This is a genomic window from Bacteroidota bacterium (assembly GCA_030706745.1).
In the GTDB taxonomy this organism is placed as follows: Bacteria; Bacteroidota; Ignavibacteria; order Palsa-1295; family Palsa-1295; genus PALSA-1295.
In genome coordinates, this window is sequence record JAUZNX010000004.1 from 131,312 (window position 1) to 155,675 (window position 24,364).

25 protein-coding genes are annotated in these 24,364 nt (G+C 53.8%); 15 read left to right on the top strand and 10 right to left on the bottom strand.

All coding sequences use genetic code 11. The annotated features are described in order from the left end of the window. The first annotated feature begins 51 nt into the window (after window positions 1–51). The gene (locus Q8902_06875; GenBank protein MDP4199276.1) at window positions 52–1,005 is read left to right on the top strand and encodes a DUF72 domain-containing protein; all 954 of its coding nucleotides are present in this window, start codon (window positions 52–54) and stop codon (window positions 1,003–1,005) included. Window positions 1,006–1,134: 129 nt separating this feature from the next. Further along, on the top strand, window positions 1,135–2,058 hold the full coding sequence (gene mdh / locus Q8902_06880) for a malate dehydrogenase (protein ID MDP4199277.1): 924 nt from the start codon (window positions 1,135–1,137) through the stop codon (window positions 2,056–2,058). A 14-nt stretch (window positions 2,059–2,072) separates the two neighbouring features. Here the strand turns inward: mdh and Q8902_06885 are convergent, their stop codons facing one another. Beyond that, window positions 2,073–2,792 carry a head GIN domain-containing protein gene (locus tag Q8902_06885; GenBank protein ID MDP4199278.1) on the bottom strand — a complete coding sequence of 240 codons (720 nt, stop codon included), beginning with the start codon at window positions 2,790–2,792 and terminating at the stop codon, window positions 2,073–2,075. Between the two features lie 129 nt (window positions 2,793–2,921). Here Q8902_06885 and Q8902_06890 point away from each other — a divergent pair, with 129 nt between their 5' ends. Then, window positions 2,922–3,368, top strand: a complete 447-nt coding sequence (locus Q8902_06890) for a YidB family protein (GenBank protein MDP4199279.1) — start codon at window positions 2,922–2,924, stop codon at window positions 3,366–3,368. A 4-nt stretch (window positions 3,369–3,372) separates the two neighbouring features. Here Q8902_06890 and Q8902_06895 read toward each other — a convergent pair whose 3' ends face one another. The 3 genes from Q8902_06895 to Q8902_06905 all read right to left on the bottom strand — a co-directional run bounded on the left by Q8902_06895 (window position 3,373) and on the right by Q8902_06905 (window position 6,256). After that, entirely contained in the window at window positions 3,373–4,899 is a 1,527-nt protein-coding gene (locus Q8902_06895; GenBank protein ID MDP4199280.1) for a glycosyltransferase family 39 protein, read from the bottom strand. Between the two features lie 167 nt (window positions 4,900–5,066). Continuing rightward, entirely contained in the window at window positions 5,067–5,396 is a 330-nt protein-coding gene (locus tag Q8902_06900; GenBank protein MDP4199281.1) for a hypothetical protein, read from the bottom strand. A gap of 119 nt (window positions 5,397–5,515) precedes the next feature. Further along, the gene (locus tag Q8902_06905; protein MDP4199282.1) at window positions 5,516–6,256 is read right to left on the bottom strand and encodes a ribonuclease H-like domain-containing protein; all 741 of its coding nucleotides are present in this window, start codon (window positions 6,254–6,256) and stop codon (window positions 5,516–5,518) included. 108 nt (window positions 6,257–6,364) lie between these two features. Here Q8902_06905 and Q8902_06910 point away from each other — a divergent pair, with 108 nt between their 5' ends. Then, the gene (locus Q8902_06910; protein ID MDP4199283.1) at window positions 6,365–7,336 is read left to right on the top strand and encodes an aldo/keto reductase; all 972 of its coding nucleotides are present in this window, start codon (window positions 6,365–6,367) and stop codon (window positions 7,334–7,336) included. Next, on the top strand, window positions 7,326–7,886 hold the full coding sequence (locus Q8902_06915) for a DUF488 domain-containing protein (GenBank protein MDP4199284.1): 561 nt from the start codon (window positions 7,326–7,328) through the stop codon (window positions 7,884–7,886). Before Q8902_06910 ends, Q8902_06915 begins: the two co-directional genes overlap by 11 nt. Here the strand turns inward: Q8902_06915 and Q8902_06920 are convergent. Continuing rightward, window positions 7,872–8,588 (bottom strand): hemerythrin domain-containing protein, encoded by a 717-nt coding sequence (locus Q8902_06920; protein ID MDP4199285.1) that lies wholly within the window; start codon window positions 8,586–8,588, stop codon window positions 7,872–7,874. The genes Q8902_06915 and Q8902_06920 overlap by 15 nt on opposite strands. 141 nt (window positions 8,589–8,729) lie before the next feature. Between Q8902_06920 and dut the strand changes: the two genes are divergently transcribed. Together dut and fbp are read left to right on the top strand one after the other, a co-directional pair. Further along, window positions 8,730–9,173 (top strand): dUTP diphosphatase, encoded by a 444-nt coding sequence (gene dut / locus Q8902_06925; protein ID MDP4199286.1) that lies wholly within the window; start codon window positions 8,730–8,732, stop codon window positions 9,171–9,173. A gap of 64 nt (window positions 9,174–9,237) precedes the next feature. Then, complete coding sequence (gene fbp, locus Q8902_06930) at window positions 9,238–10,245, top strand: class 1 fructose-bisphosphatase (protein MDP4199287.1); 1,008 nt, start codon at window positions 9,238–9,240, stop codon at window positions 10,243–10,245. Window positions 10,246–10,394: 149 nt separating this feature from the next. On the opposite strand, the gene Q8902_06935 is transcribed toward fbp, so the two are convergent. The 3 genes from Q8902_06935 to purE are packed head-to-tail and all read right to left on the bottom strand — an operon-like array spanning window position 10,395 to window position 12,137. After that, a complete protein-coding gene (locus Q8902_06935) occupies window positions 10,395–10,946 on the bottom strand; it encodes a hypothetical protein (GenBank protein MDP4199288.1) in 552 nt (183 codons plus the stop codon). Window positions 10,947–10,985: 39 nt separating this feature from the next. After that, complete coding sequence (locus tag Q8902_06940) at window positions 10,986–11,645, bottom strand: 3-hydroxyacyl-CoA dehydrogenase family protein (protein ID MDP4199289.1); 660 nt, start codon at window positions 11,643–11,645, stop codon at window positions 10,986–10,988. Between the two features lie 3 nt (window positions 11,646–11,648). Beyond that, window positions 11,649–12,137 carry a 5-(carboxyamino)imidazole ribonucleotide mutase gene (gene purE, locus Q8902_06945; protein MDP4199290.1) on the bottom strand — a complete coding sequence of 163 codons (489 nt, stop codon included), beginning with the start codon at window positions 12,135–12,137 and terminating at the stop codon, window positions 11,649–11,651. Between the two features lie 116 nt (window positions 12,138–12,253). Between purE and elbB the strand changes: the two genes are divergently transcribed. From elbB to Q8902_06960, 3 genes are read left to right on the top strand one after another with little or no spacing between them, the layout of a single operon-like run. Next, a complete protein-coding gene (elbB, locus tag Q8902_06950) occupies window positions 12,254–12,949 on the top strand; it encodes an isoprenoid biosynthesis glyoxalase ElbB (GenBank protein ID MDP4199291.1) in 696 nt (231 codons plus the stop codon). 8 nt (window positions 12,950–12,957) lie between these two features. After that, the gene (gene alr / locus Q8902_06955) at window positions 12,958–14,079 is read left to right on the top strand and encodes an alanine racemase (GenBank protein MDP4199292.1); all 1,122 of its coding nucleotides are present in this window, start codon (window positions 12,958–12,960) and stop codon (window positions 14,077–14,079) included. Then, the gene (locus tag Q8902_06960) at window positions 14,076–15,203 is read left to right on the top strand and encodes a UDP-N-acetylmuramate dehydrogenase (protein MDP4199293.1); all 1,128 of its coding nucleotides are present in this window, start codon (window positions 14,076–14,078) and stop codon (window positions 15,201–15,203) included. Before alr ends, Q8902_06960 begins: the two co-directional genes overlap by 4 nt. A gap of 2 nt (window positions 15,204–15,205) precedes the next feature. Here the strand turns inward: Q8902_06960 and Q8902_06965 are convergent, their stop codons facing one another. Next, window positions 15,206–15,970, bottom strand: a complete 765-nt coding sequence (locus tag Q8902_06965; GenBank protein MDP4199294.1) for a potassium channel family protein — start codon at window positions 15,968–15,970, stop codon at window positions 15,206–15,208. A gap of 125 nt (window positions 15,971–16,095) precedes the next feature. Next, on the bottom strand, window positions 16,096–16,692 hold the full coding sequence (locus Q8902_06970) for a YceI family protein (protein MDP4199295.1): 597 nt from the start codon (window positions 16,690–16,692) through the stop codon (window positions 16,096–16,098). Window positions 16,693–16,950: 258 nt separating this feature from the next. Here Q8902_06970 and Q8902_06975 point away from each other — a divergent pair, with 258 nt between their 5' ends. Genes Q8902_06975 through Q8902_06995 form a run of 5 tightly spaced genes read left to right on the top strand, consistent with a single transcriptional unit; the run spans window position 16,951 to window position 24,358 of the window. Beyond that, window positions 16,951–18,384 carry a nucleotide sugar dehydrogenase gene (locus Q8902_06975; GenBank protein MDP4199296.1) on the top strand — a complete coding sequence of 478 codons (1,434 nt, stop codon included), beginning with the start codon at window positions 16,951–16,953 and terminating at the stop codon, window positions 18,382–18,384. Between the two features lie 21 nt (window positions 18,385–18,405). After that, entirely contained in the window at window positions 18,406–19,542 is a 1,137-nt protein-coding gene (wecB, locus tag Q8902_06980; GenBank protein ID MDP4199297.1) for a UDP-N-acetylglucosamine 2-epimerase (non-hydrolyzing), read from the top strand. A gap of 29 nt (window positions 19,543–19,571) precedes the next feature. After that, window positions 19,572–21,347 carry an SLBB domain-containing protein gene (locus tag Q8902_06985; GenBank protein MDP4199298.1) on the top strand — a complete coding sequence of 592 codons (1,776 nt, stop codon included), beginning with the start codon at window positions 19,572–19,574 and terminating at the stop codon, window positions 21,345–21,347. A 6-nt stretch (window positions 21,348–21,353) separates the two neighbouring features. Beyond that, entirely contained in the window at window positions 21,354–23,090 is a 1,737-nt protein-coding gene (locus Q8902_06990) for a hypothetical protein (protein MDP4199299.1), read from the top strand. Window positions 23,091–23,110: 20 nt separating this feature from the next. Next, the gene (locus tag Q8902_06995) at window positions 23,111–24,358 is read left to right on the top strand and encodes a Wzz/FepE/Etk N-terminal domain-containing protein (GenBank protein ID MDP4199300.1); all 1,248 of its coding nucleotides are present in this window, start codon (window positions 23,111–23,113) and stop codon (window positions 24,356–24,358) included. The last annotated feature ends 6 nt before the right edge of the window (window positions 24,359–24,364 follow it).

Below are 24,364 nucleotides of genomic sequence, written 5' to 3' on the forward strand. Positions count from 1 at the left end.
GCTTACGCGGGTAAAGGGCACTGCTACAAGTGCAAGTTGTTGTTGTGAGTCATGGATTTCTCCGCCGAACGTCACGCGCCCAAACTGAAGGCTCTTGCGGAGCAAGGGATTTATCTCGGTACCTCGTCCTGGAAATACGAGGGCTGGATCGGGCAGGTCTATCGTGCGGACTATTCTGGCGCGCGATCGAGCGTGAGCAAGAAGCGATTCGAGGCCGAGTGCCTCAGTGAATATGCGAGCATCTTCCCCACCGTCTGCTTCGATGGCGGCTACTGGCGTTTCCCAGAGCCAAAGCAACTTTGTTCTTATGCCGAGCAATTGCCCGATGATTTCAAGTTCGCAATCAAAGTAACCAATACCATTACCGAGCGGCGAAACCGTGATGGCCGCACGAATCCCGATTATCTCATCGCACAACTCTTCGTCGAGCAATTCCTGGATCCGGTCCGCAGTTCGCTTGGTGAGAAGCTGGGGCCGATCGTCTTCGAGTTCAGTCCCTATTTTTTCGGCAAGCCATTCGGTCAGATTGATTATTCGCCGCTCGGATTCGTCAAGGATTTGCATGCATTTCTCAACGTGATCCCAAAAACAGACTTGAAGCTGGCTGTCGAGGTGCGCGATCCGGAGTTACTGGCGTTTCCGCGTTACCTGGATTGCCTCGAGTATCACGGCGTTGCGCACGTGCTAAACGAGCAGACCTGGATGCCGGAAATATTGGAGCAGATCGAAGTACCGGGAGTGTTCAGTGCACCGTTTTCGGTGATTCGCGCGCTCGTCCGGCCAGGCACCAAGCACAATGAGGCTGTCGAAGAATTCGCACCGTACAATCGTACCCAATTGGCGTTGCCACGTCTGCGTGAAGGGCTCGCGCAAGCGGTTCAGCAGGCTAACGCCTCCCGACGCGGTCTCTATGCCTATGTGAATAACCGCACCGAAGGGAACGCGCCAAATACACTCGCTGCCGTGCTGGAAATTCTCTATCCAGATCCTCAGAATACTCCCTAGGCGTTGGGCCCGAAGGTATGTCGCAGAGATGCAGAATGAATCTTTGATCGGGCCGCCGCAATCTTCGTATTTTTGTAATGGAAATTACCATCACCGTTCTCCACAATTCACTCCTCAGAACGAAAAAGCATGAAGATTACCGTAGTCGGCGCCGGAAATGTTGGCGCAACCACCGCACAACGCATTGCAGATAAGGAACTCGCCGAGCAAGTTGTGCTCGTCGATGTCGTCGAAGGCCTCCCGCAGGGCAAAGGCTTGGACATGTGGGAATCCGCCCCGATCGAAAGCTCGGACACTCGCATGATCGGTACCAATGGATACGAAGAGACCAAGGATTCCGATATTGTCATCCTCACGGCTGGCCTTGCACGCAAGCCGGGGATGTCACGTGATGATTTGCTCATCAAAAATGCCGAGATCGTTGGCGGCTGCGCCGAAAACGCGATCAAATATAGTCCAAACGCGATCTTTATTGTGGTGGCAAATCCGCTCGATGTGATGGTCTACGTCACAATGAAGCGGACCGGCCTGGGACGCGAGAAGGTCATGGGGATGGCCGGCGTGCTGGATTCTTCACGGTTCCGGTCATTCATCGCGTTAGAGCTGAATGTCTCGGTCGAGGACGTAACAGCCTTTGTGCTCGGTGGCCATGGCGATTCGATGGTGCCGCTTCCTCGGTACTCGTCCGTTGCAGGGATACCTGTCACGGAGCTGATTCCCGCCGCGCGGCTGGCCGAGATCGTCCAGCGCACTCGCGATGGCGGCATTGAGATCGTCAACTTTCTCAAGACCGGAAGCGCGTACTACGCCCCATCAGCAGGCGCCGTGCAGATGGCAGAATCGATCGTGAAGAACAAGCACCGCGTGTTGCCGAGCGCCGTGTGGCTCAATGGGGAGTATGGCCTGAAGGATACCGTAGCCGGCGTACCGATCAAGATCGGTAAGACTGGAGTCGAGCAGGTCATCGAGATCAAACTACTGCCGGATGAAGCGGCTGCGCTGCAAAGAAGTGCAGATGATGTGAAGGCGAATATTGCCAAGCTGAAGTTCTGATCTGCAAGCGCTCGCTATTTGGCGCGCTCGACCGTGCCGCTGCCCGCAATGCTTGTGTGGACATCGGTAACGCCACCAATATAATGGATATTGCCGGAACCAGCGATGGAGGCATCGAGCCGACGTGACACGTTCACGTCGGCTCCTCCGGAACCTGTGACATCGATTTTGGAGGTACCGGAATAGAGACTATCGGCGATAAGATTGCCGGAGCCAGCGATTTCACCGATATGGCTCTCCGCTGAACCTGCGAGCTTGATCGAACCGGAGCCGGATATGGTGGTAGTCAAATCTTTTGCTTTGACCTGAAGATCGTAGGTCCCTGAGCCCGAAAGTTCGAGACTCAACCTATCGGAAGTAATCGGTGTGGTCGCGTGAATCTCACCGGATCCCGCGAGATCGATCGCGCTATAGGTCGGTGTTGAAATATAAAGCCGAATCGTTTTCGTTGGCCGAAGATTGCCCTCCGAGCTGACCGTCAGTTTGCCATCTTTAACTGTGGTGGTAATATGCTCGAGGAGGTTCTTATCTGCTTCGATGCGAATTCCGGATGGCTCTCCCTGCGACAGGATGACCTCGTACTCGCCTTCAAGTTCAATCGACTGGAATTTTCCTGGCGTCCGTTGATCTGTTATAATGGTCCCATTGCCAGTGTACGTTTCGAAGACGGTGGATATGTTGCGACCGCAGCCGGAGAGGATTAAAAGAAGGGTAGCAATGCTCAGAAATTTCATGGGATTTGAGAATGTGGTGTTGGTGGCTACGTGGCGGCAAGAATGGTGTTTCAATTCAAGCGATCTGCATTCTAACGGCTCTATTTCCTTTTAGTATTTAACGGCGCGGGAATTGCTCTTTCACAGAGCATGAATAACTCTAATGTGACTTCAGATGGTACGCGAGAGATGATCAGCCACGGAATCGCGCAGACTGTTGGTAGTCCATCGCGCGGTGAAGTGACCTCCTCGACTCAGTCGGCCCTCATGGGGATTGTGCTGGCGCGGATCGAAAGCGGGCAACTCTCCTTCTCCTCGTTGGTCAATCGATTCAACGAATTAGCGCCGGAGGCAACCCGAACTTGGATAGGACCCGGTATTAACGCGGCAATTACAGCGGCAGAAGTCGAGCGTATTCTCGGCCCCAGAGACTTAGCATCAATCTCGAATGAAGCGGGCCTGCCAGCCAGTGAAGTCTCCGTCGAACTGGCCCAACTGCTGCCGACAATCATTGACAAATTCACACCCGAAGGTTCATTGCCGGATGCACCACTTGTGCGACAAGCCGCCGGCGATTTGCGAACGAAAATTTCGTAATCCTTCAAACTGCCGAGTGTCGTCGGAAAAGCTTATATGAGCCGATGGTGGTATCTAAGGTATAGGACTTCTCTATCAGCGATTCGAATTCCGGAAACCGCTTTATTTGCTCCATCGATGACTCCCCATGCGGCAGCATCCAAAGATGATCGTCGGTCGTGACGAGCACGTAGACCGGTGGATGCCGCGTGAGATCACGAAGGAATTCTGCGCGCCATGATTGCTGCAATGGTGTGAGCGGCTCAGCTTCGATCGGGTGCATCAACAAATGCTCATTCGATTGAAAGCGAGAACTGGCACTCCGGCCCGAGAGCTGGTAGGGCCAGATTCGCATTGCAAATATCTGTATGTAGTCACCTTCGAAGGTGTGTGCCTTGAGGTATCTTCCCGTCGCAAGTTCGTCACGAAGATTCATCTGTCCTCGCTGCTGGTCTGCGTAGATCGCTTCGAGAGATTTGCCCTCATGCCAGTCGCGAAGGAGCCGCATCGGCAAACGAGTTGCGCCAAACCCGAGCAGCACCATGAGAAGCGCCACGATTGCGAAGCGATTTTGTCTGGACCATGAGATCAGACCCGCAAATCCCAATGCTGCAAGAACGCAGGCGATCGAGTAGGTTGGCACAAAATGGTGTGCATCGCCCTGTCCCTGGATAAATGTCGAAATTGGTGCGACGAAACAGAGGGCCAACAAGAGCATGAGCGGACGTCTGTCATGCGATTGAAAGAACACAAGTGCTAATCCTGCGAAGTAGAAGTAAGTCATGACGCCGGAACCGCGGAAAGTCACTCCATGACGAAATTTGCCGTATACCTCGAGATTGAATAGGATTGTGGCTTCGAACAACTCGCCTACATGGCCAACGATCAAATAGAAGAAGATAATTGCCAAGGGAAGCAGGACGGACGATAGTGCAAAGACCAACAGACTGCGGCGAGTCGTTTCACGCCGTTGCGTGAAGAGATACCATAATGCTGGAATCCCCGCCAGCACCATGAGTGGCCGGACCAATAACATCGCCCCAAGCATCAGGCCAGCCCAGCCCCATGCAGAAGCCACATGCTCGTCGCGATCGGTGCGCAGCAATTGTATTGCATAAAAAACGAGCATCGGAGCGACAAAGCAATCCCGCTGGCCCGTGTCCCAGACGCCAAGACCAATATAGGTAAAGGCGTAGAGTAATGGCGCGAAGAGCGCAGCGACGCCACTCGCATCGAGGCGTCGGGCCAATCGCGCGATCAGCCAACACGTCAGAATCTGAACGAGCAGATCGAACGTGGCAAAACCCAGAGCACTGGTGCCAAAAAGGAGAATCGCAAGCGCATAAATAAACGCTCCGCCGGGAAAATTCTGGTCGAACGATGCGACATAGGGCAACCCGCCATGGAGTAAAGTCCATCCGAGATAATGATGGAATGACTGGTCCATCTGCATGGCGAACAGCAGTCGAGGAATCAGTGCTATCGAACCCAGTATGGTCCCTGCGCTCGCGAGCATAGCAGGAGATAGGGGGAGGGACGATTGGGTCTTCACTGGGCGCAAGAAGCTCAACATAAGCCGAAATCGACTTGACGCGAATTCCTTTATTCCGGTTCCAGGACCATCCGGTTGCTCACCCTGAATGTTCGGATGGAATAACAGTCCCTCAACATGTTACCGAGGCCATCAAGCCCGGGATTACAGTCTCAAAGGCACGCCCACTATGAACCGAGAGAGGCCTTATCCTCGTTTTTCGACTTCTCTGCCTTGCGCCGGATGCCAGTGTCGTCGCCCTTCTCGAAGCCTTGTCCGAAGAATGGGCTTCGGTTCGCGATCTCACTTTCGGGATCGACGGACTGATTCGGGCGGTCAAGTTCGGATACGGGTTCGCGAAAACGGCTCTTTGAATCGAGGATGTCCTCTTCCTCGACCTCGGGTCCCTCTTCACTCGGGGCCTCTGTCTCTACAACTTCGGCACCGCGTTCTGCAAAGAAGCGAGACTGGTTCAGCTCGTCTTCCTGATCGTTGTTCTTTCTGGTTTTTTCGCTCATATTGACGTTTGAGTGCAAGATCGGTGCCGAGCTCGGAATGGTGCATCCTTCTTTGGAAAATGGGATGCATAACGCAATAAATGAGCAATAATCTTACCTGGTGGCAAGATGTTTTCAGACTAATACTTTAGCATTGTTCTCCACATCTCGTACAACTCTCCAGTTGCCTTGACGTCCCGCATGCAATACTCCGCAATTTCTCTGTGGCGGCCTTCACTGAAGAAGAGCGGGACTTTATCGCCCGCAATCCCTTCCGACTTTGGTGAAGCAATTCCGAATGACTTGGTGTAAAAATCGAGATTGAACTTCCGGGTCGCTCCCGCTTTATCGAAGCCCTGCCCAAAACAAAGTTTGTCCTGGAGATCGATGTGTTCGATGCCGCTGTACCGATCGCTGGCTGAGCCGCCAACTTTGAATTCCCACCGGGTGCCCGCCATCATGTTGACCGATGGCCGAATGCCGAGCACCGCACTACGAAGCATGAGAAAGGGGCAATCGAAATTGCGGCCATTGAAAGTAACGACGCCACTGTATTTCTCCGAAAGGCCATTCCAGAAATGCTGCAATAGGGCGGACTCATCCACGAATGCCTTGTACCGGATCTTCATGCCATCGCGTTCGACGATCTCATCCGATTCTTCCTGGGCAAGATAGAGTGCGCTACCTTTGAGCGTCTCATGCACGAGAGTGCCGATGCAGACGACCTTGCCGGTTAGCGGATTGAGTCCGCCCCAGCCCTTTCGTTGCTCGCGTTCTTCCTCTGTGACAGCGCCGCGCAGCAGGTAATCGCGCTGCACTTCATCGAATGAGGTTTCAAAATCAAGCGGGATGGTTTCGATGTCGAAGATCAGGGTGCTCATCGGTAGCGAGTTATGAGTAACGAGTAACGCGTGACAAGTTGAGAACGAGGAATTTGCATTGAACGATTCAACTTGGTGCTCGTTTGCCGATGCTCAATATTTTCAAACATGGACTACACGAACCTTGGCCGGACCGGCCTGAAAGTCAGTCGCCTTTGTCTTGGGACGATGAACTTCGGTCATCGCACACCTGAAGCGGAAGCGTTTCGGATTATGGACCGCGCGCTCGAACTTGGCGTCAATTTCTTCGATACCGCGAACGTCTATACCCGTCCCGCACCGCGCGGAACAACCGAGACAATCGTCGGTAACTGGTTCGCGCAAGGCGATGGCCGGCGCGAGAAGGTCGTGCTCGCAACCAAACTCTATGGCGAAATGGACCCGTGGCCGAACAACGCGCGCTACGGAGCGCTCGCGATCCGCAAGGCCTGTGAAGCAAGCTTGAAGCGCATGCAGACGGATTATATCGATCTCTATCAGATGCACCACATCGACCGCGCGATCACGTGGGACGAGGCATGGCAGGCGTTCGAGCAATTGTTCACATCCGGCAAGATTGTCTATAGCGGCTCCTCGAACTTTGCCGGTTGGCATGTTGCCGCTGCCTGCGAAGCAGCAAAACGACGCAACTATCTCGGGCTCGTCTCCGAGCAGAGTCTCTACAATCTCTTAGACCGCACCATCGAACTCGAAGTCATTCCTGCTTGTCAGCATTACGGACTCGGCCTTCTACCCTGGTCGCCACTCGGTGGGGGATTGCTCGGTGGAATTCTTGAGGCATCAGGTGATGGTCGCAGAACATCCCCGGGCGTGCAGCAGAGGCTGGATGAAGCGCGCCCTCAAATTCAAGCATACGAATCGCTCTGCAAAGAAATCGGAGTTGCACCGGGTGTGCTGGCACTTGCATGGTTGCTCAGGCAACCGGCTGTCACGGCTCCGATTGTTGGTCCGCGGACCGTTGAGCAATTGGACGAAGCAGTTTCGGCGCTCACAATCGTAATTGAAGACGAGACACTGAAGCGACTGGACGAAATCTTTCCCGGTCCGGGCGGCGCTGCCCCGGAAGCGTATGCCTGGTAAACGCATTGTATACTCAGTCGGACATTCGAATCGTCCAATCGAGGAATTCGTCTCGTTGCTCGAAGAGAATGAGATCGAGCTACTGGCTGATGTTAGGACCGTGCCGCGATCGCGTACGAACCCACAATTCAACCGCGAAACCTTGCCAGGCACGCTGAAGAAACATGGCATCGAATACATCCATCTTGCGGCGCTCGGCGGGCTACGAGGGCACCGCAAGGATCAGCCCGCATCACGAAATACCTACTGGGAAAACGCCAGCTTCCGGAATTACGCTGACTATGCGGAGACAGCCGGATTTCGAGAAGGTCTGGATGAGTTGATTCATCTCGCTCGAGCGAAACGGACGGCATTTATGTGTGCCGAAGCACTCTGGTGGCGTTGTCACCGGCGGATCATCACAGATTATCTGCTCGCGGGAGGTTTTGTCGTTCGCCACATTATGGGCACTGGAAAAGTTGAGGTTGCGAAATTGAACGAGCACGCCGCCATTCTAAAGAACGGATCGATCGAGTATCCCGGCGATCAGCGGGAGTTAGAGTTCGTATAGGTCGGAGCCTTCCTCATCGTCCTCCTCGTAATTGAACGAGGTCGTTGCCTGAGCATTTGTACTGCTCTGAACATTTCGGGAAGGGTCGCTAAACTGCGGATGCTCAAATTCGAGCAACGGTGTCGTTGCTTCGTTATCATGCCCGCGCCGAAGTTTCTCGATCAACTCCAGCTTGTCAGAATTCGAAAGGACCTGATCGGCCACAGAATATACTCGCTGCTCTTCGATCCGGACGTGCTCGCGATAGAGAATCGCAAGCTCTTTGCCAAGTGCTATAAAGGCGGCGTCTTCCGCAGCATGCTGCGCGTGCGACGCTTCAAGGGCCGCCGGGTCGTGCGGTTTCGCACGAAAGATTTCCCAGTCTTTCACGAGCGCTCGCAGCTTCTGCTCGAGAACCGTATGGCCTTCGATCAGGAACCGGATCGGTGCATTCGGCGGCTGAAAGCCAACGTGAGGCACCTTTGCGATCACGAAAGGAAATAAGTACCGTTCTTCGTCGCGCTCATGTTCTGGCGCAAGGACGGTAAAGAACCGAAACAATTCTTCCCATTCCGGTTGGGTAGCAAAGCTCTTGAAGACTCCGCGAGTTTCTGCGTCCTTCAGCAACGTTTCGAGTTCAACGCACGAATGCAGCACTTGTTTGTGCATGTCGCGAAAGAACGCAACGCCATCGGAATAGTTGTTCGGATCAAGGAGGATCATGAGTCAGAACCGGGATTTATGAGATATTCGGGATGAATGGGATTTTGTGCTCGGAACGTTCCTTCATTTGCGGGATGAATCGCAATAGCGGACATGTTAACCATCTTGCATATCCCAAATATCTCATAAATGCCGATTCTGATGTCTGAACTTTTGATTAAACGGTTGAGTGACACGGACAGTGACATTCCGCTTCCCGGTTATGCGACCGAACATGCTGCCGGTATGGATATTCGCGTCAATAAGCCGGTCGAAATTGCGCCTGGTGCGGTCGTGCTTGCCCCGACCGGTATCGCGCTCGAAATTCCGGAAGGCTATGAAGGCCAGGTGCGGCCTCGGAGCGGTCTTGCCGCACAACACGGCATCACTTGTCTGAACTCGCCTGGAACGATCGATGCCGATTATCGCGGCGAGTTGAAGGTGATCCTCATCAATCATGGCAAAGAGACGGTTCGATTCGAGCGCGGCCAGCGCGTCGCACAGCTTGTTATCAGCAAGTACGAGCGCGTCGAAGTGATCGAAACCACGCAACTTGCGGAAACGGCACGTGCCTCCGGCGGCTTCGGTCACACTGGAATTCATTGATCTGTATTTGTCATTCGTCATTTGTCTTTGAGCCGTGCCCCTCGTCCACGATAAAGTAATCACGATCGAGCGCCACATCATCGAGCAGCAGGCCAGCGCCGATGCTGAACGCTCTGATGGTGCCACGGGCGATTTCTCCGCGCTACTGCGCGATCTGACGCTCGCATTCAAAATCATCAACCGCGAGGTCATGCAGGCCGGTCTGGTCGATGTGCTTGGCGCCACAGGCGATGTCAACGTGCAAGGCGAGATCGTCCAAAAGCTCGATGCCTTTGCCAACACGGTGATTTACCGCGCCATGGACCATGGTGGGCATCTCTGTGGCATGGCCAGCGAAGAAGACCCGGATATTCTGCCAATCCCAAAAGATTACAAGTGTGGCCGCTACGTACTGCTGTTCGATCCACTCGACGGCTCTTCGAACATCGATGTGAACGTCTCGATCGGTACGATCTTCTCGATTCTTCGACGCGTCACGCCGGAGGAAACCCACGGTACGCTCGACGACTTCCTGCAACCCGGCTACAAGCAAGTGGCAGCGGGCTACACGATCTATGGGCCTTCGACCATGCTGGTGTACACTGCGGGTCGCGGCGTATTTGGCTTTACGTATGATCCCTCTGTCGGGGAGTTCTTGCTTTCACATGATGATATTCGGATTCCACAACACGGATCGATCTACAGTGTGAACGAAGGCAATTACCATAAGTGGGATTCGCGCGTTCAGCGGTTTATCGACTGGGCAAAGATGGATGTGCCCGACGAGCGCAAGAAGGCGTATTCGCTCCGGTATATTGGCTCGATGGTTGCGGATGTCCATCGGACGTTACTTTATGGCGGCGTATTCCTCTATCCGGCTGATGTGAAGAGTCACAAAGGCAAGCTCAGGCTGCTATACGAAGCCAACCCCATGTCCTTCGTGGTTGAGCAAGCCGGCGGCAAAGCGAGCGATGGTTCGCAGCGTGTACTGGAGATTCAGCCCGAGCATCTGCACCAGCGGACACCACTTATTGTTGGAAGCCCAAAGAACGTTGAAGAGGTAGAGAGATTTTTGAACGGGGATTACAGTTGAACCGGGATTTCACGGATTGAGGGGGATTACGTGGACGATTTTTCGGATTGTCCTAGTGACGATCTAAGTACTTCTTAGTGAGTAAAACACGCTGGCACTTTAAGCGAAAACAAAATCCTATTAATCGTCCGCGTAATCCTGGTTCTGAATTACGTCCTTGCCTTGCTCAGCAAGTTGAGTCCTTCTGTGGATCGTTCGAGCTTGAGCCGGTGGATAAGGTCCTGCACCATGGCGCGCTCTTTGTCATCGACCATGTGAAAGCTGATCATGTGCGGACTTCCGGCCCTGACTGCGGCAAGAGCAGCCTTAGAAATCGCGTTGCGCACATCGTCCGCTTCCCGCTCCGAAAGACGGCTCATGACGGCTGCGAGGAGCGAGAGCGCCCGCTGAAACATATTCGTGTCCCACGTTCCCCGGAGCATCGGAAGGAGCCCCATATCAGTCCCGATCGATTCCATGTCGGAATGTGAGGCCAGCGCGAAATCGCGCTCGATCTTCTGCAAGTATTCCTGCATCGCCTGGAATTCCGCAGTCGAAGTCGCATCGTCACGGACGACGATTTGCATCACCGGAGCCAGCAACAGCGCGGCGAAGGCGAGCTTTGCCGGTGTCGTGTTGGAATCCTGCCACAAGCCAAGCGAACGCAACTCAGCGACTTCAGCGGCACCAAAAAATTGAGAGTTTTCGAGCGAGACAAGCATCGGGAAATGAAGAATAGTGTATTAGAAAAACTGAAACCTTCAATCGAGGAATTTCATCCCGGCTTCTGCGTGGCGCCTCAGTAGCGGGGCGACTCGATACCTTTCCGGCGCAAGTTCACGGGCAAGCGCATCGAGTATGGCTACGATAGTCTCCGCGCCGATCTCATCGCACCAGGCCAGCGGTCCTTTAGGGTAATTCGTGCCAAGCTTCATCGCAACGTCAATATCTTGCGCGGCAGCAACTGACTCCTGCACGGCAAAGGCGGCTTCGTTTACGATCATCGCAAGGGTGCGCGGGAAAACTCCAGCAACAGTGTCGCCAATCTGCTCGCCGGTTTTGCCGAGGGCTGAGAGGAAGTTCATTGCCACTTCAGCGGTGTAGCTCGCTCCCATCGGGAGTGAGATTTCGACGGTCTTCTGTCGATCGAAATAATTCGGAAAGATGGGCAGCCCGATCACTTGCGATCCATCGGAAAGCGCGCTTCGAACTCTCGTTGCCGAGAGTGTCAGGGTGTTGGTAAGAATCCGAGTTGACGACGCTAAAGAGGTCAATTGCTCTATCTTCCGCCCGGCATCGAGAAAAGCCGCATCAAAAACTGCATCCGGCGATTCCGACACCAATTCGATCGCAGCTTGCGACGAGAGATAGCTTGCGAAGCTATCGCGATATCTGTCGTCGGCAAGTAACTGGATTCGCAATGGTTATCCTTCCAATTTGGCGTTTAGTACCGCCAAAGTCTGCTTCTCGCGATATGCCTGCAACTTCTCGCGGAGGGCGGAATCGGTCGTTGCGAGCATTGCGATAGCGAGCAGAGCAGCGTTCTTCGCGCCGGCCTTCCCGATGGCCAGCGTGCCGACCGGAATTCCACCCGGCATCTGGACCGTCGAAAGGAGGGAGTCCATCCCGTTGAGCGCCTGACTTTCGATGGGGACTCCGAGCACCGGCAGCAGTGTCTGCGCCGCCAGCACCCCGGCCAGATGTGCTGCGCCACCGGCCGCGCCGATGATTACTTTCAAGCCGCGTCCTTCTGCGCTTTCGGCGTATTCTGTTACGGCCTTCGGCGCCCGGTGCGCCGAAAGCACTCTGTACTCGTGCGGCACCCCAAACTCTGCCAGGACCTTCTGCGTCTCGCGCATCGTGTCCCAGTCCGAGGCGCTTCCCATGATAATACCGACAAGTGGTGTGTTCATAATCGTCCGGGCCTAACAGGCTGTGTCTTACGGAGGTTTCAGTCCTTTGGCGAATGAGGGATTGCCCACGGTATTGAAATTGTTCACTCGTCCGTGAAACAAAATCTTTGATCATCATGAGTAAGATCGCAGTCATTCTATCGGGTTCGGGGTATCTCGATGGCTCTGAGATCCGTGAAGCCGTCGGCGTCCTTTGGGCACTCAGCCGGGCTGGTGCCGAGGCCGAATGCTTCGCGCCGGACATCGTTCAGCGCGATGTGGTCGACCATCTGACCGGTGAGCCGGTTGCCGAGCGCCGTGAGGTGCTCGTGGAGTCCGCGCGCATCGCGCGCGGAAGTGTGTCGCCGCTCGCCGAGCTTCGGTCGAGCGAGTTCGATGCACTCATCATGCCCGGAGGGTTTGGGGCGGCGAAGAACCACTCATCGTTTGCTCACGAAGGTTCGAGCGGAAATGTCTTGCCGGAGTTGGGATACATTCTCCATCAATTCCATGAAGAGGGGAAGCCAATCGGCGCCATCTGTATCGCTCCGGCAGTGCTTGCGCTCGCGTTTCCTGGTTTGCCACTCGAGCTTACCGTTGGGGCTATAGGCGATGCGTCGATGGAAATTGAAAAGCTCGGGCATACGCACATCGCAACCCAAGCACACGAGATCCACGTTGACCGGGAGCACCGCATCGTTACGACACCAGCCTACATGTACGACGATGCTCAACTTGCCGATGTGTTCGAGGGGATCAAGAGTCTGGTGGATGAAGTCATTCTAATGACGTCGAACCGCAGCGAATACAAGAAGTCTTTAGCGGGAGCCTGACAACTCGAATGCGTCCCACCCGTGCCGAAATTCACGTCGAGCACTTCCTGCACAATCTCAAGTTCGTGCGAAGCAGGATCGGCCCGCGTGCGCGCATCATGCCGATCGTCAAGGCGAATGCCTACGGTCATGGCCTCGACATCATCGCGCGCGCTGCACTTGAGAGTCAGGAGATCGGTTACTTCGGAGTTGCGACCGAAGAAGAAGGCGCGCGGCTCCGCCGACTTACGTCGCTCCCAATCCTGGTGTTGACTGGCGTCTTGCCAGACGAGACGGAGTTTTTCCTGCAACATCAACTCGATTTTACGCTGACCGATCGCGAGACACTTCATGCGATTGCGGCACGAGCGCAGGCCACCGGTGCTCGCGCAAGAGTCCACCTCAAAGTGGATACCGGCATGCGCCGCATGGGTGTCGAACCAGAGGATGCAATCCCGTTCTTACGAGAAATTGTATCGCTTGAAGAGTCGATCGAACTGGTCGGACTCGCGACACACTTCGCGACAAGTGACGAACTCGATCAATCATTTTTTCGGCGGCAACTCTCCGCATTCGAAGCTGTCGTTCGTGAGGCGAAGGATTCGGGAATCGAAATTCCACTGGTACACGCCGCCAATAGTGGTGCCATTCTCCAATTGCCGTGCGAGAGTGCGTTTGACATGGTGCGTCCTGGCATCATGCTCTATGGGTATGCTCCGAGCTTGGAATTGCAGGAGCAATATGGTGGAGAGCTACAACCAGCGCTTGGACTTGTAAGCACGGTCGTGTTCAAGAAGCATGTGAAAGCGGGCGAAGGCGTGAGCTACAATCTCCGATGGCATGCTCCGCGTGACACACAAATTGCAACCGTTCCAATTGGTTATGGCGATGGCTATCCACGTCTTCTTACTGGCCGTGCAGTGGTAATGATCCGCGACAAGACATATCCCATCGTTGGCGCCATCTGCATGGATCAGGTAATGATCGATGTTGGCGAGGATGATGTCAAGACTGGTGACCTTGTTCAATTCATCACACCCTCGAACGATGGGATCGATGCATGGGGCCTCGCACGGGCAATCGGAACAGTACCGTATGAGATTCTCACCGGTATCGCAGCGAGGGTCCCACGCGTGCAAATAGTTACATGATTCAAATCCGAAAGAGTCTTTCTCTCAAACCACTGACGACCTTCAAGATCGGCGGACCCGCGCGCGAATTCGTGGAAATCGCGGACGCAGAGGATATTCCCGAAGCTCTGGTCTACGCAGAGTCACATGCGCTGAAGACGTTAGTCCTCGGCGGCGGCAGTAACATGCTTGTCAGCGACAACGGCTTTGTTGGTCTCGTAATTAATGTCAAGAACAAGGGGATTGCTGAGTTAGGAAGTGGCCAACTCAAAGTTGCCTCCGGCGAGTATTGGGATCAGGTGGTGCAATTCGCAGTCGAGAGAGGACTCTGGGGCATCGAGAATCTCTCGCGTATTCCGGGACGAACGGGCGCAGTAGCGGTCCAGAACGTCGGCGCATACGGGCAGGAGATCAGTCAGGTGTTGGTGAGCGTCGAGGTGTACGACAGGAAAAAGAAATCCTTTCGAACGCTCACAAAAGAAGAATGTGGCTTTAGTTACCGAAAGAGCATCTTCAATACGACCGAAAAGAACCGGTTTGTGATCCTCAATACGACGCTCCGATTGAGCGAGGAGCCGCATCGTAATCTCACGTATCCAGATGTAAAGAAGCGATTCGAAAACAATCCCGAGCCGACGCAGCAAGAAATTCGCGAAGCAATCAAAGAAATCCGCGATAAGAAATTTCCTTTCCCGCCCGAGTCAGTCGAGGGCAATGCTGGCTCGTTCTTCAAAAATTCGGTGCTATCTGGCGAGCAGTTCGGGCATCTTCTAACGCTCTTCCGTCGCAATTTGCCAGAGCATGTCGGGCGGTTGCATCAGATTACGAGAACCGATCCCATTGCCCACCACCCTTTGCCATCTCCAGTGAAAGTCGCAAGCGCCTTCATCCTCGAAGCCTGCGGACTGAAAGGCTTTCGGCGCGGCGATGTGATGCTGAATCCCTCGCAGCCGGTCGTCGTGCTGAATGTCACCGGTCAAGCGACGGCGGACGAAGTCCTTTCGGTTGTGAAGCAAGTCCGTACGATCGTTGAGGAGAAGACCGGACTCCACCTTTATACCGAACCCGAGTTGATTGGATTCACGGCCGAGGAACTAGAAGAGTATGGGTTCAGCGAAGAGGAGATTACTCGCTACGTGGAGTAAACTCATTTTTGCTCATGCCGAGCGTCATCCCCGAAGACAGTGCGCACGGCTGGCAGCAACGAGACGAAGCGGCTCATGATGAGCAGACTGAAGAAGAGTCCGACCATGCCCTGAATGGTCGCGATATAGCGAGCGACGCCAACCGGGTGGAGATCTCCATAGCCCACCGTAAGCTGTGTCGTCATACTAAAGTAGAGGCAATCATAGAGGTGCGCGACGCCGTGGATATTCAGTGGCATGGTCGCATAGACGACTGCGAAGACCACGACAAGCTCAACGTAGGTGATCGCAGCGAGAATGAGGTTGCGAGTGACCGAGACCGTCACGTGACTCGTCTCGGCAAAGCGCAATCGGTCGAACACGTTAAGATTGATGTTGGCCTGCGCGATGTCGATGACGCGCAACGCCATGAGGGCACGGATCATAATGAGTAACCATAACGCATTCGCTACGTGCAGCACTAATGCAAGCAGTACTTCGAAGACGACCCAGAGCAAGATATACAGATCCACATGCCGGGCGCGATGGAGCATGCGTTCGATGACATAAGATTCTTTTTCGCGAGGATCATCGAGATCTTTCAGCGCCGCATACGTGAGTGAGCGTGTTGGAATGAAGAGAATCGAGGGCGAAACGAACTCGGCCCAAAACAGCACACGTTCGAAAAACCAAGAAATCGGACTGAACTCCCGCAAACGAGCAATACTTTCGGGTTCATGCCGGGCTGAACGAAGTTCATCACGAAGCTTGACGTAAGGATTCAACATGGCTGGTCGGGTGGAGAACTATCTCTACCAAACATATTGGGTCGCTCGTTCAAATCCAGGTAAATAAAAAAGGCCCTCTCCAAACGAGAGGGCTTATTAAAGAGTATTTGGAAAATAGTATTGGGCTAAGCCTTGACGAACTCCGCTTCCAGGGTGATTGTCACATCGTCGCCGACCACGAAGCCGCCAGCTTCGAGCGCGGCGTTCCACATGAGGCCAAAATCCTTACGGTTGATCTTGGTCCGTCCGCTGAATCCGATCCGGCTGCCGCCCCATGGATCTTTGACGATCTGAGTGGACTCGACATTCAATTTCACCGGTCGTGTGACCCCACGGATTGTGAGATCGCCTGCGACGATCAACTCGTCGCCGGACGTGTGCTGCCAATTCGTGGATCGAAATGTCAGCTCAGGATAGGTGGCCGCGTCGAAGAAATCGGCGCTCTTCAAGTGCGCGTCCCGGCTCGCCTCGCGCGTTTCGATGCTTGCGACCTGGAGCGTTGCGAGCAAGCTCGAGTGCTCGATGTTGAGCGGATCGAACTGGAGCTCGCCTGCCAGCTCGCGGAATTCGCCTTTGACGTTTGAGATCATAAGGTGCTTCACGCTAAATCCGGCGTGCGAATGGGTGGCATCAAGCGTCCACTTCGGAAGTGTCTCTGTTGATACTGCTGTGGGGTCAATCGCAGCAATTGGTTTCTCTAATGCATCTACGTTTGCGTTCATACTCATCTCCATCAATTAGAAAACAAAATATTTGTTACAACAACGATTACGACGGACGGCAACACTTGTTTCAACAAATAATTCTTTTCCCGACCAAGATTCCGAGAGACAAGCAGGCATTTCTCATTGCCTATGTCCTTCCCAACGGCAGCACGGGGAAGTATTTGCCACTCATCCGCGTTAGCCCGAAACTCTGTTGAAATGGGGCAGTATAGGGGCCTTTGCCATTCTCCCTTCATCGTCAGCGATGGGTACTAAATGGAAATAGCAGCGAACAAGATCAAAGGGACCAAGACGGTAGCTGAGGCCACAACAAATGGCTCGGCCATTCACGGCACGCCTGCCGCTGAGTTGGAGCGGAAGCTCCGCGATAAGACAGCGAAAATCGGTGTCATCGGCCTGGGCTACGTTGGTCTGCCGCTTGCGGTTGAATTCTCTGTCAAGGGCTTCGAAACCGTCGGGATCGATCTCGATCCGAACAAGATCGACTCTCTTACTGCCGGCAAGAATTACATTCAGGATTTGCGAGATGAGGTCGTGGAAGGATGCCTGAAGAACGGTAAGCTCCGCGCCCAAAGGCACTATGATGGAGTAAGTTCGCTGGATGTTCTGTATATCTGCGTCCCGACGCCGTTCACGACGAACAAGGATCCAGACATTACTTACATTGTGAGTGCGGCAGAGTCGCTTGCGACTCAGCTTCGGGATGGACAACTCATCATTCTGAAATCAACGACGTTTCCGAATACCACGGAAGGCATCGTGCTGCCAATCCTCGAAGCGACAGGCAAGAAAGTTGGACAAGACTTCTTTCTCGCATTTTCGCCTGAGCGAATCGATCCGGGCAACCAAAAGTTTACGACGGCTAATACGCCGATTGTCGTCGGCGGCGTCACGCCGGAATGCACCCGACTCGCGGTTCTGACCAATCAGCAGATTATTGCGCAAGTGATTGCGGTCAGTGGGCCGAAAGTGGCGGAGATGGAAAAGCTCCTCGAGAATATTTTCCGCTCGGTCAATATTGCGCTTGTCAACGAACTTGCGCGTTTGTGCGATCGTATGGGTGGCATCAATATGTGGGAGGTGGTCGATGCGGCTGCCACGAAGCCATTCGGCTACATGCCGTTCTATCCGGGGCCGGGGATCGGCGGGCATTGCATTCTGATCGACCCCTATTATCTTGCCTGGCAGGCTCGCGCGCACGATTTCGAAACGAACTTCATCACGCTTGCTGCTGAGACGAATGAATCGATGCCGTTCTATGTCAAAGATCTTGTCTTTCGTGCTGTAGCCGATCTGCCAGTCCGTTTGCGGGATGCCAAAGTACTGATGCTTGGGGTCGCATTCAAACGCGATGTCGATGACACGCGCCATTCGCCCGCGATTCGCGTCATGGAGATTCTGATGGATGAGGGGGTCAACAATATTGCATACTGCGATCCATTCGTCCCCAATCTCTGGGTCAAGGGTTCTGATTTTGCCGCTCAAGAGCTGACGAAGGAATCGCTCGAAGCCGCCGATGTCGTTGTCATCACTACCGATCATACGAGTTACGATTATGAGTTTATCGTGAAGCACTCTGCGGTCGTGATCGACACGCGAAATGCGACGAAGCATATCTCCGATCCAATTCTTCGTAGCAAGATCGTGCTTCTTGGATCGGGTCACCGCGCACCATCGAACACTCATTAGTCCTATCTGACCTATAGGACCATGCCCCATACGCGTAAGCGAATTATTTTCATCGTCGGTGCTCGGCCCAATTTTATGAAGGTCGCGCCGGTCATCGAGGCCATGAAGCGCATCGCGCCTTACGCGTTCGAAACGCTCCTCGTGCATACTGGCCAGCATTATGACACGAACATGTCGGACGTGTTCTTTCGCGACCTGGAAATGCCGAGGCCGGATATTTTCCTGGGCGCCGGCTCAGGAACTCACGCCGAACAAACCGCGCGGGTAATGATCGCAATGGAATCCCTTCTTGCGGAGGAGAAATCCGATCTGATCCTTGTCCCCGGCGATGTGAATTCCACGCTGGCAACGACGATTGTCGCAGCAAAGGCAGGCCGAACGCTCGGTCATATCGAATCGGGACTTCGTTCGTTCGATCGCTCGATGCCGGAAGAAATCAATCGCATTGTGACCGATGAGTTCTCTCAATTCTGCTTCGTGACAGAGCCGAGCGGACTCGAGAATCTGAAGCATGAGGGGATTGCAGACGAGCGAGTCTTCTATGTTGGCAACACGATGATCGACTCACTCTACAGATATTTGGATCTGGCTCGAGCACGGTTTCCAGTGTTGTCGAACCAGTTAGCGATTACGAATCATGAATATGCACTTGTGACTCTGCATCGGCCGAGCAATGTCGATGATCCTCGCTCCCTCACGATGTTTGTGGAGTTATTCGAGGCAATGCGGTCGTTTGCACCCACCAACGGCCACGCGCGCATTGTGTTTCCGATCCATCCGCGAACGCGAAAAATGCTCGCCGAGTACGATTTGTTATCACGCGTGCAAGCCAATGACCAACTGGTACTCATCGATCCTGTCGGATATCTCGATTTCGTAGCACTTCAGGCGCACGCCCGCGTTGTGCTGACAGATTCTGGTGGTATTCAAGAGGAGACTACGGCGCTCGGTGTGCCTTGTATTACACTTCGGGAAAATACGGAGCGACCTGTGACGGTGAGTGTGGGTACGAACGAACTCGTTGGAGTCGATCCATTGCAGATTCTCGAGTATGCGCGGAAGGCGTTCGAAGGCAAATGGAAGACGGCAGCAGTGCCGGAGTTATGGGACGGTCACGCATCGGATCGGATCGTTCGAGTATTAATGGAAGTATTGTGAAACGCAATCTCAATAGGAACATAGATATCATGGTTCGCACATCCCGTTGGCTGTTGCTCGGCATAATCATTTATGTGAGCGCGCCGATGGGAGTCCGAGCACAAATGACGGCTCCCTCGCCAATTCCAACGATCGGATCTGGTGCATCTGCTACCGATAAGTCTCTTACACCACCCACAAGCTTGGAGGCGCAGGTATTTGCAAGCGCGGTCGATCCGGCAGAGTATCATCTGGGACCTGGCGATGTGCTCCAATGTCGATTCTGGACGAGCGACCAAGCCTATTTCCCAGTCGTCTCATCAGACGAGATATTGCTGATTCCGCATATTGGAGAATTTCAGACTCATGGCAAAACGCTGGCGGACCTTCGCAGTGAAGTCTATGGCAAGGCTGCCGGACTCTTCAAAAGTTTTTCGAGTGATCGATTGCGCCAAGATCCATCAAGCAGCCAAAATCCTCTCAGCCTTACAATCTACCAACCTCGACACATCTATGTTAAGGTGCAAGGGGATGTGTTGACGCCGAGCGGATTTGCATTATTGGCATCGACTCGCGCTGATGTGCCAGTTGATCTTGCGAATAGACCTCCGACAGATGCTGCGCCCCGCGACCCGGCCTCTGAACGGCAACGGAAAAACGAAAAGGAACAGCGTCAACGAATTGAATCCGCATTTGGCAACCGACAGTTGGAGCCTGCCAGTCAGAGGTACATTACGATTTCTCATCCGGATGGTATGCGGGAGCGGCTCGATATGGTGCGCTATGACGCAATGCACGATCCGAAGGCTTCGCCTCTTCTTCGTGAAGGAGATGTCATCGATGTGCCATTTCGCGATGCAACTGCTGGCGTTATTGGTGTCTACGGCGCCGTTCAGTCGCCTGGGGAATTCGAATATGTAATAGGCGATTCACTTTCGTCAGCGGTGAAATACGCCTTTGGGCCTAAGTCGCAAGCAGACATGGAGCATGTCGAACTGACGCGCGTAATAGCGGATGCCGACCCCACAACGAAGGTCTACGATCTTTTGGCGATCGAGTCAGGTCGAGAGCCGGATGTTGCGCTCATGCGTGGCGATCGGGTGATTGTTCGTGGCAAGAGGGAACAAACTCACGCCGCCGTCGTCGTTGTTCGGGGCGAAGTTGGATCCCCCGGTGCATTCCCGATTGAAGACGGCCAGACTCACCTTTCCGATGTGATCAAAGAAGCTGGGGGGCTGACTCCCGAAGCATATCCGCGTGCCGGGAGAGTGCTGCGGCACGGGCATACGGGCCAAGTCCAGGCTGGATCTCTGGATGACATTAGTCGGTCAACCAGGCTTGCTGATATTACAGTCGAGGACACATTCAGCTTTGTTCGGCAAATGTCGATGCGGCAACCAGATCTTGTCGTTGATTTGGATCGGCTGCTGGTGCATGGTGACAAGTCGGAGGATATCGCGCTCGCTGATGGAGATGAGATTATCATTCCAGAGCGGCCAACGACAGTTTACGTCTCCGGTTTTGTCAATCACTCCGGCTATGTGCCATATCAGGAGGGTGCGTCGTTGAACTTCTATGTAAGCCGAGCAGGTGGCTTTGCAGAGGGTGCGGTTCAATCCAGGACAGTAATCATCAAAGCAGGCACGAAGGCATGGATGGACCCTAGCGATACGCATATCGAGGCCGGAGATGAGATATTTGTACCGAAGGAACCAGATATTCCCGTCGATGTCAAACGCAACGAGTTGACATCGCTTGTCACGATGTTTACGAGCATTGGAAGCTTTCTCGTGCTATTGTATCAGGTCTTCATAAAGAAACCCTAACTTTCGATGCGCTATGGCCGGCTCATTGCCGCGTTGCTTCTGTTCGTTCTCTGCCGAGGCACACTGCTCGCGCAGGTGTTGACATCGCGTCCGCATATCGGTGTCGAACAAGTGCCGATTGGCGAGGATGTCTATGCGTTTTTACGCCACCTTTCGGTACGGGGTACTATCGAAGGATATTCGGAAACCGAGCTTCCACTCACCGAATACGAGGTTTCCCAATTTCTCGAACAAGCGCGAGGGAGCACACTTTCGAGTTCCGAATCCGAACTGCTGCAAAAGTATTTGAGGACTTACGCTCATAAGCCACGCGAGGCCGTGACGATGTTCCCTGCACGAGAAGCCGAGCCGTTGTTCTGGGGCGGTATTCCTACCGATAAAGATAAGTATCTGTATCGCTGGTTCGATGACTCGACACAATCCGATCTTTTTGTGCATGCTGTCGGCAGCATCGACATTCGTCGAAAGACCGAACCGGATCCTGCCTCTGTAGGACTATTAACAGTCGGCGGACGATTCTCCGGGACTCTAACTGGTCGCGTTGGATACTATATGCAGACCACCAATGGCGAACGAGTAGGCGATGCCGCGCTTGCACTCGAAGACCCAATACTCGGTCGTAATAACGATCTTCGATATTTTTCCAAGCAGTTCTTCGATTTCACGTCTGCTGAATTGGCATACGATAACGATTGGTTCACGGCTAAGCTGGCACGTGAGCAGGCAGGAATTGGCGGAGGGTTTCAGAGCGATAATATTTTACTCTCGCCAAGCGTGCCATTCCTCGACTTTCTGTCACTTAGCGCCCATGCGGAAGCCGTTCGGTATCAGGCAATGCTCGCCTCATTGGTCGACGATACGATTACGGAACCTGCTCCGGCCTTGCCTGTGAAGTACCTCGCGCTTCATGATCTGACGATTCAAACGAGCCACAATGTCGAGTTTGGCTTCACTGACATTATGGTGTTTGCTCAGCGGCTTGATCTCGGATATCTCAACCCATTTTCTTTTCTGGGGACGGTAAAACACCAGCTCAATCAGCAAGATCAGGATAATAGCCTGCTCGGAGCGCACGCTCGATGGCGTCTGGCGCCAGGGATTGAATTGCGTGGCCAAGCTTTGCTCGATGATTTGGTCGCAAGTAAAATCGGGACCGGATATTGGGGCAATAAATGGGCTTGGCAGTTTGGCGCAATGTGGGCCGGCGCTTTCGGGATGCACGATCTCGATTGGGAAATGGAATGGATTCGTGTCGATCCTTACACATATACTCATTGGGATCCGCACACGCAATATTCAAGTTCGCAGACGATTTTGGGAGCGCAAATCGGGCCGAACGCTCAAAGTCTATGGTCCATGCTGCGCTGGGTCCCTTCGGCCAAATGGACGGCTGCATTTGAAGGACAGTTCGTGCAGCGCGGAGAAAACGTCTTTGACACGGTGGGGACATTGCTCTACAATGCGGGAAGTGATTACACGCTTGGCATGTCCAAGGAAGGTCAGGAGAATCAGACCTATTTTCTAAATGGTCGTCGCGTCAATATTCTTACTTTGACGGCCACACTCAGCTTCGAACCATGGCGTGGTCTGGTTGTCTTTGCGCGCGGAACAAAGAAGGGCGTCGATTACTTAAACGAAGCTCCGGTCACTCCGGGCATTGACCTCGGCGGCCGATCTGTTTCGCTTGCGCCTCGCGAATTACCAGAGACGCTGGTTGCCTTTGGGGTGCGCGCGTTGTTTTAGACTGCCGACCGTTTTTGAATATGACATCGAATCTTCCTGAAGTGCATCCAAGACATAAAGAAACGCCCGCCGTGGGCGCGGACAACATTCCGATACTCGCGGATTCCGTGCCGCTAACACCGGCTCGCCGAGCCTGGGTGGAGAGTGTCACTATTGTGCTTTTGCATAAGTGGCTCATCCTGGCCGTGACCGTTATTGTCACTGCCGCAACCGCTTTCTACGCATTCACGGCAATGCCGAATGTGTTCACGGCCCATGCCGTCATTCTTCCGGCACGCCACGCGGGTGGGGGCGGACTCGATGCTGTTACATCCGGAATTTCCAGCACATTAAAAGATATCGGACTCGCCAAACTCAAAGGTGGAGAAGACAGCTACAGTCCACTTTCACTCATGCGGAGCCGGGAGTTGCAAGAAGGGCTCGTTAAGCAATTCCATTTTCAACAAGTCTATGACGCTCCCACGATGGACGATGCCATCAAGCAATTTGCCACCAACCTGGATGGCGAGTTGACCGAAGAGGGCAATTTCATTGTCAGCTTCCAGGACACGAGTCGGCAACGTGCCGCCGAAGTGACTAATGCTGTTGTCGATGCCATCAACAACATAAACAGCCGGCTTGCAAAAGAGGAGGCGGTCCACAATCTGACATACGTAGAGGAGCGATACAATACCAATGTTGCCGATCTTGATTCAGCCGAAGCAGCACTGGGTGCATTCCAACGAAAGTTCGGGGTCTTCTCGATCACCGAGCAGGCGCGGGCCGAGATGACGGCGCTTGCGGAACTTGAAGGGCAGAAGTCTATGGCCGAAATTGGACTTCATAATGCTCAGCAGATGTACGGTTCGAATTCGAGCGAGGCCGCCGTATATCGAAGCACAATCGAACAGCTAAGTTCTAAGCTTGGAGAAATGCAGGTCGGGATGGATACGAAGGCAAGCTCGTTTGTGCCGACGAATTCCATGCCCGATGTTGCGCTCAGCTACCTTCGGCTCATGCGCGAAGTCGAAATTCAGAGCAAGCTCAAAGCGTTTCTGCTTCCATCGCTTGAACAGGCAAAGCTCGATGAGAATCGAGACCTTTACGGATTCGTGACGCTGGATCACGCCGTTCCACCGAGTAAGAAGTCCGGGCCGCATCGCTCGATGATCCTGCTCCAGGCGCTGATTGGGAGCATGGTGATTAGTTCGATAGCAGTAATTCTGTCAGTGAATGTTCGCCGCGCCCGTGTCAGATTTCAGATTGATCGCGAACGGTTAAGCGATTAGGAAATA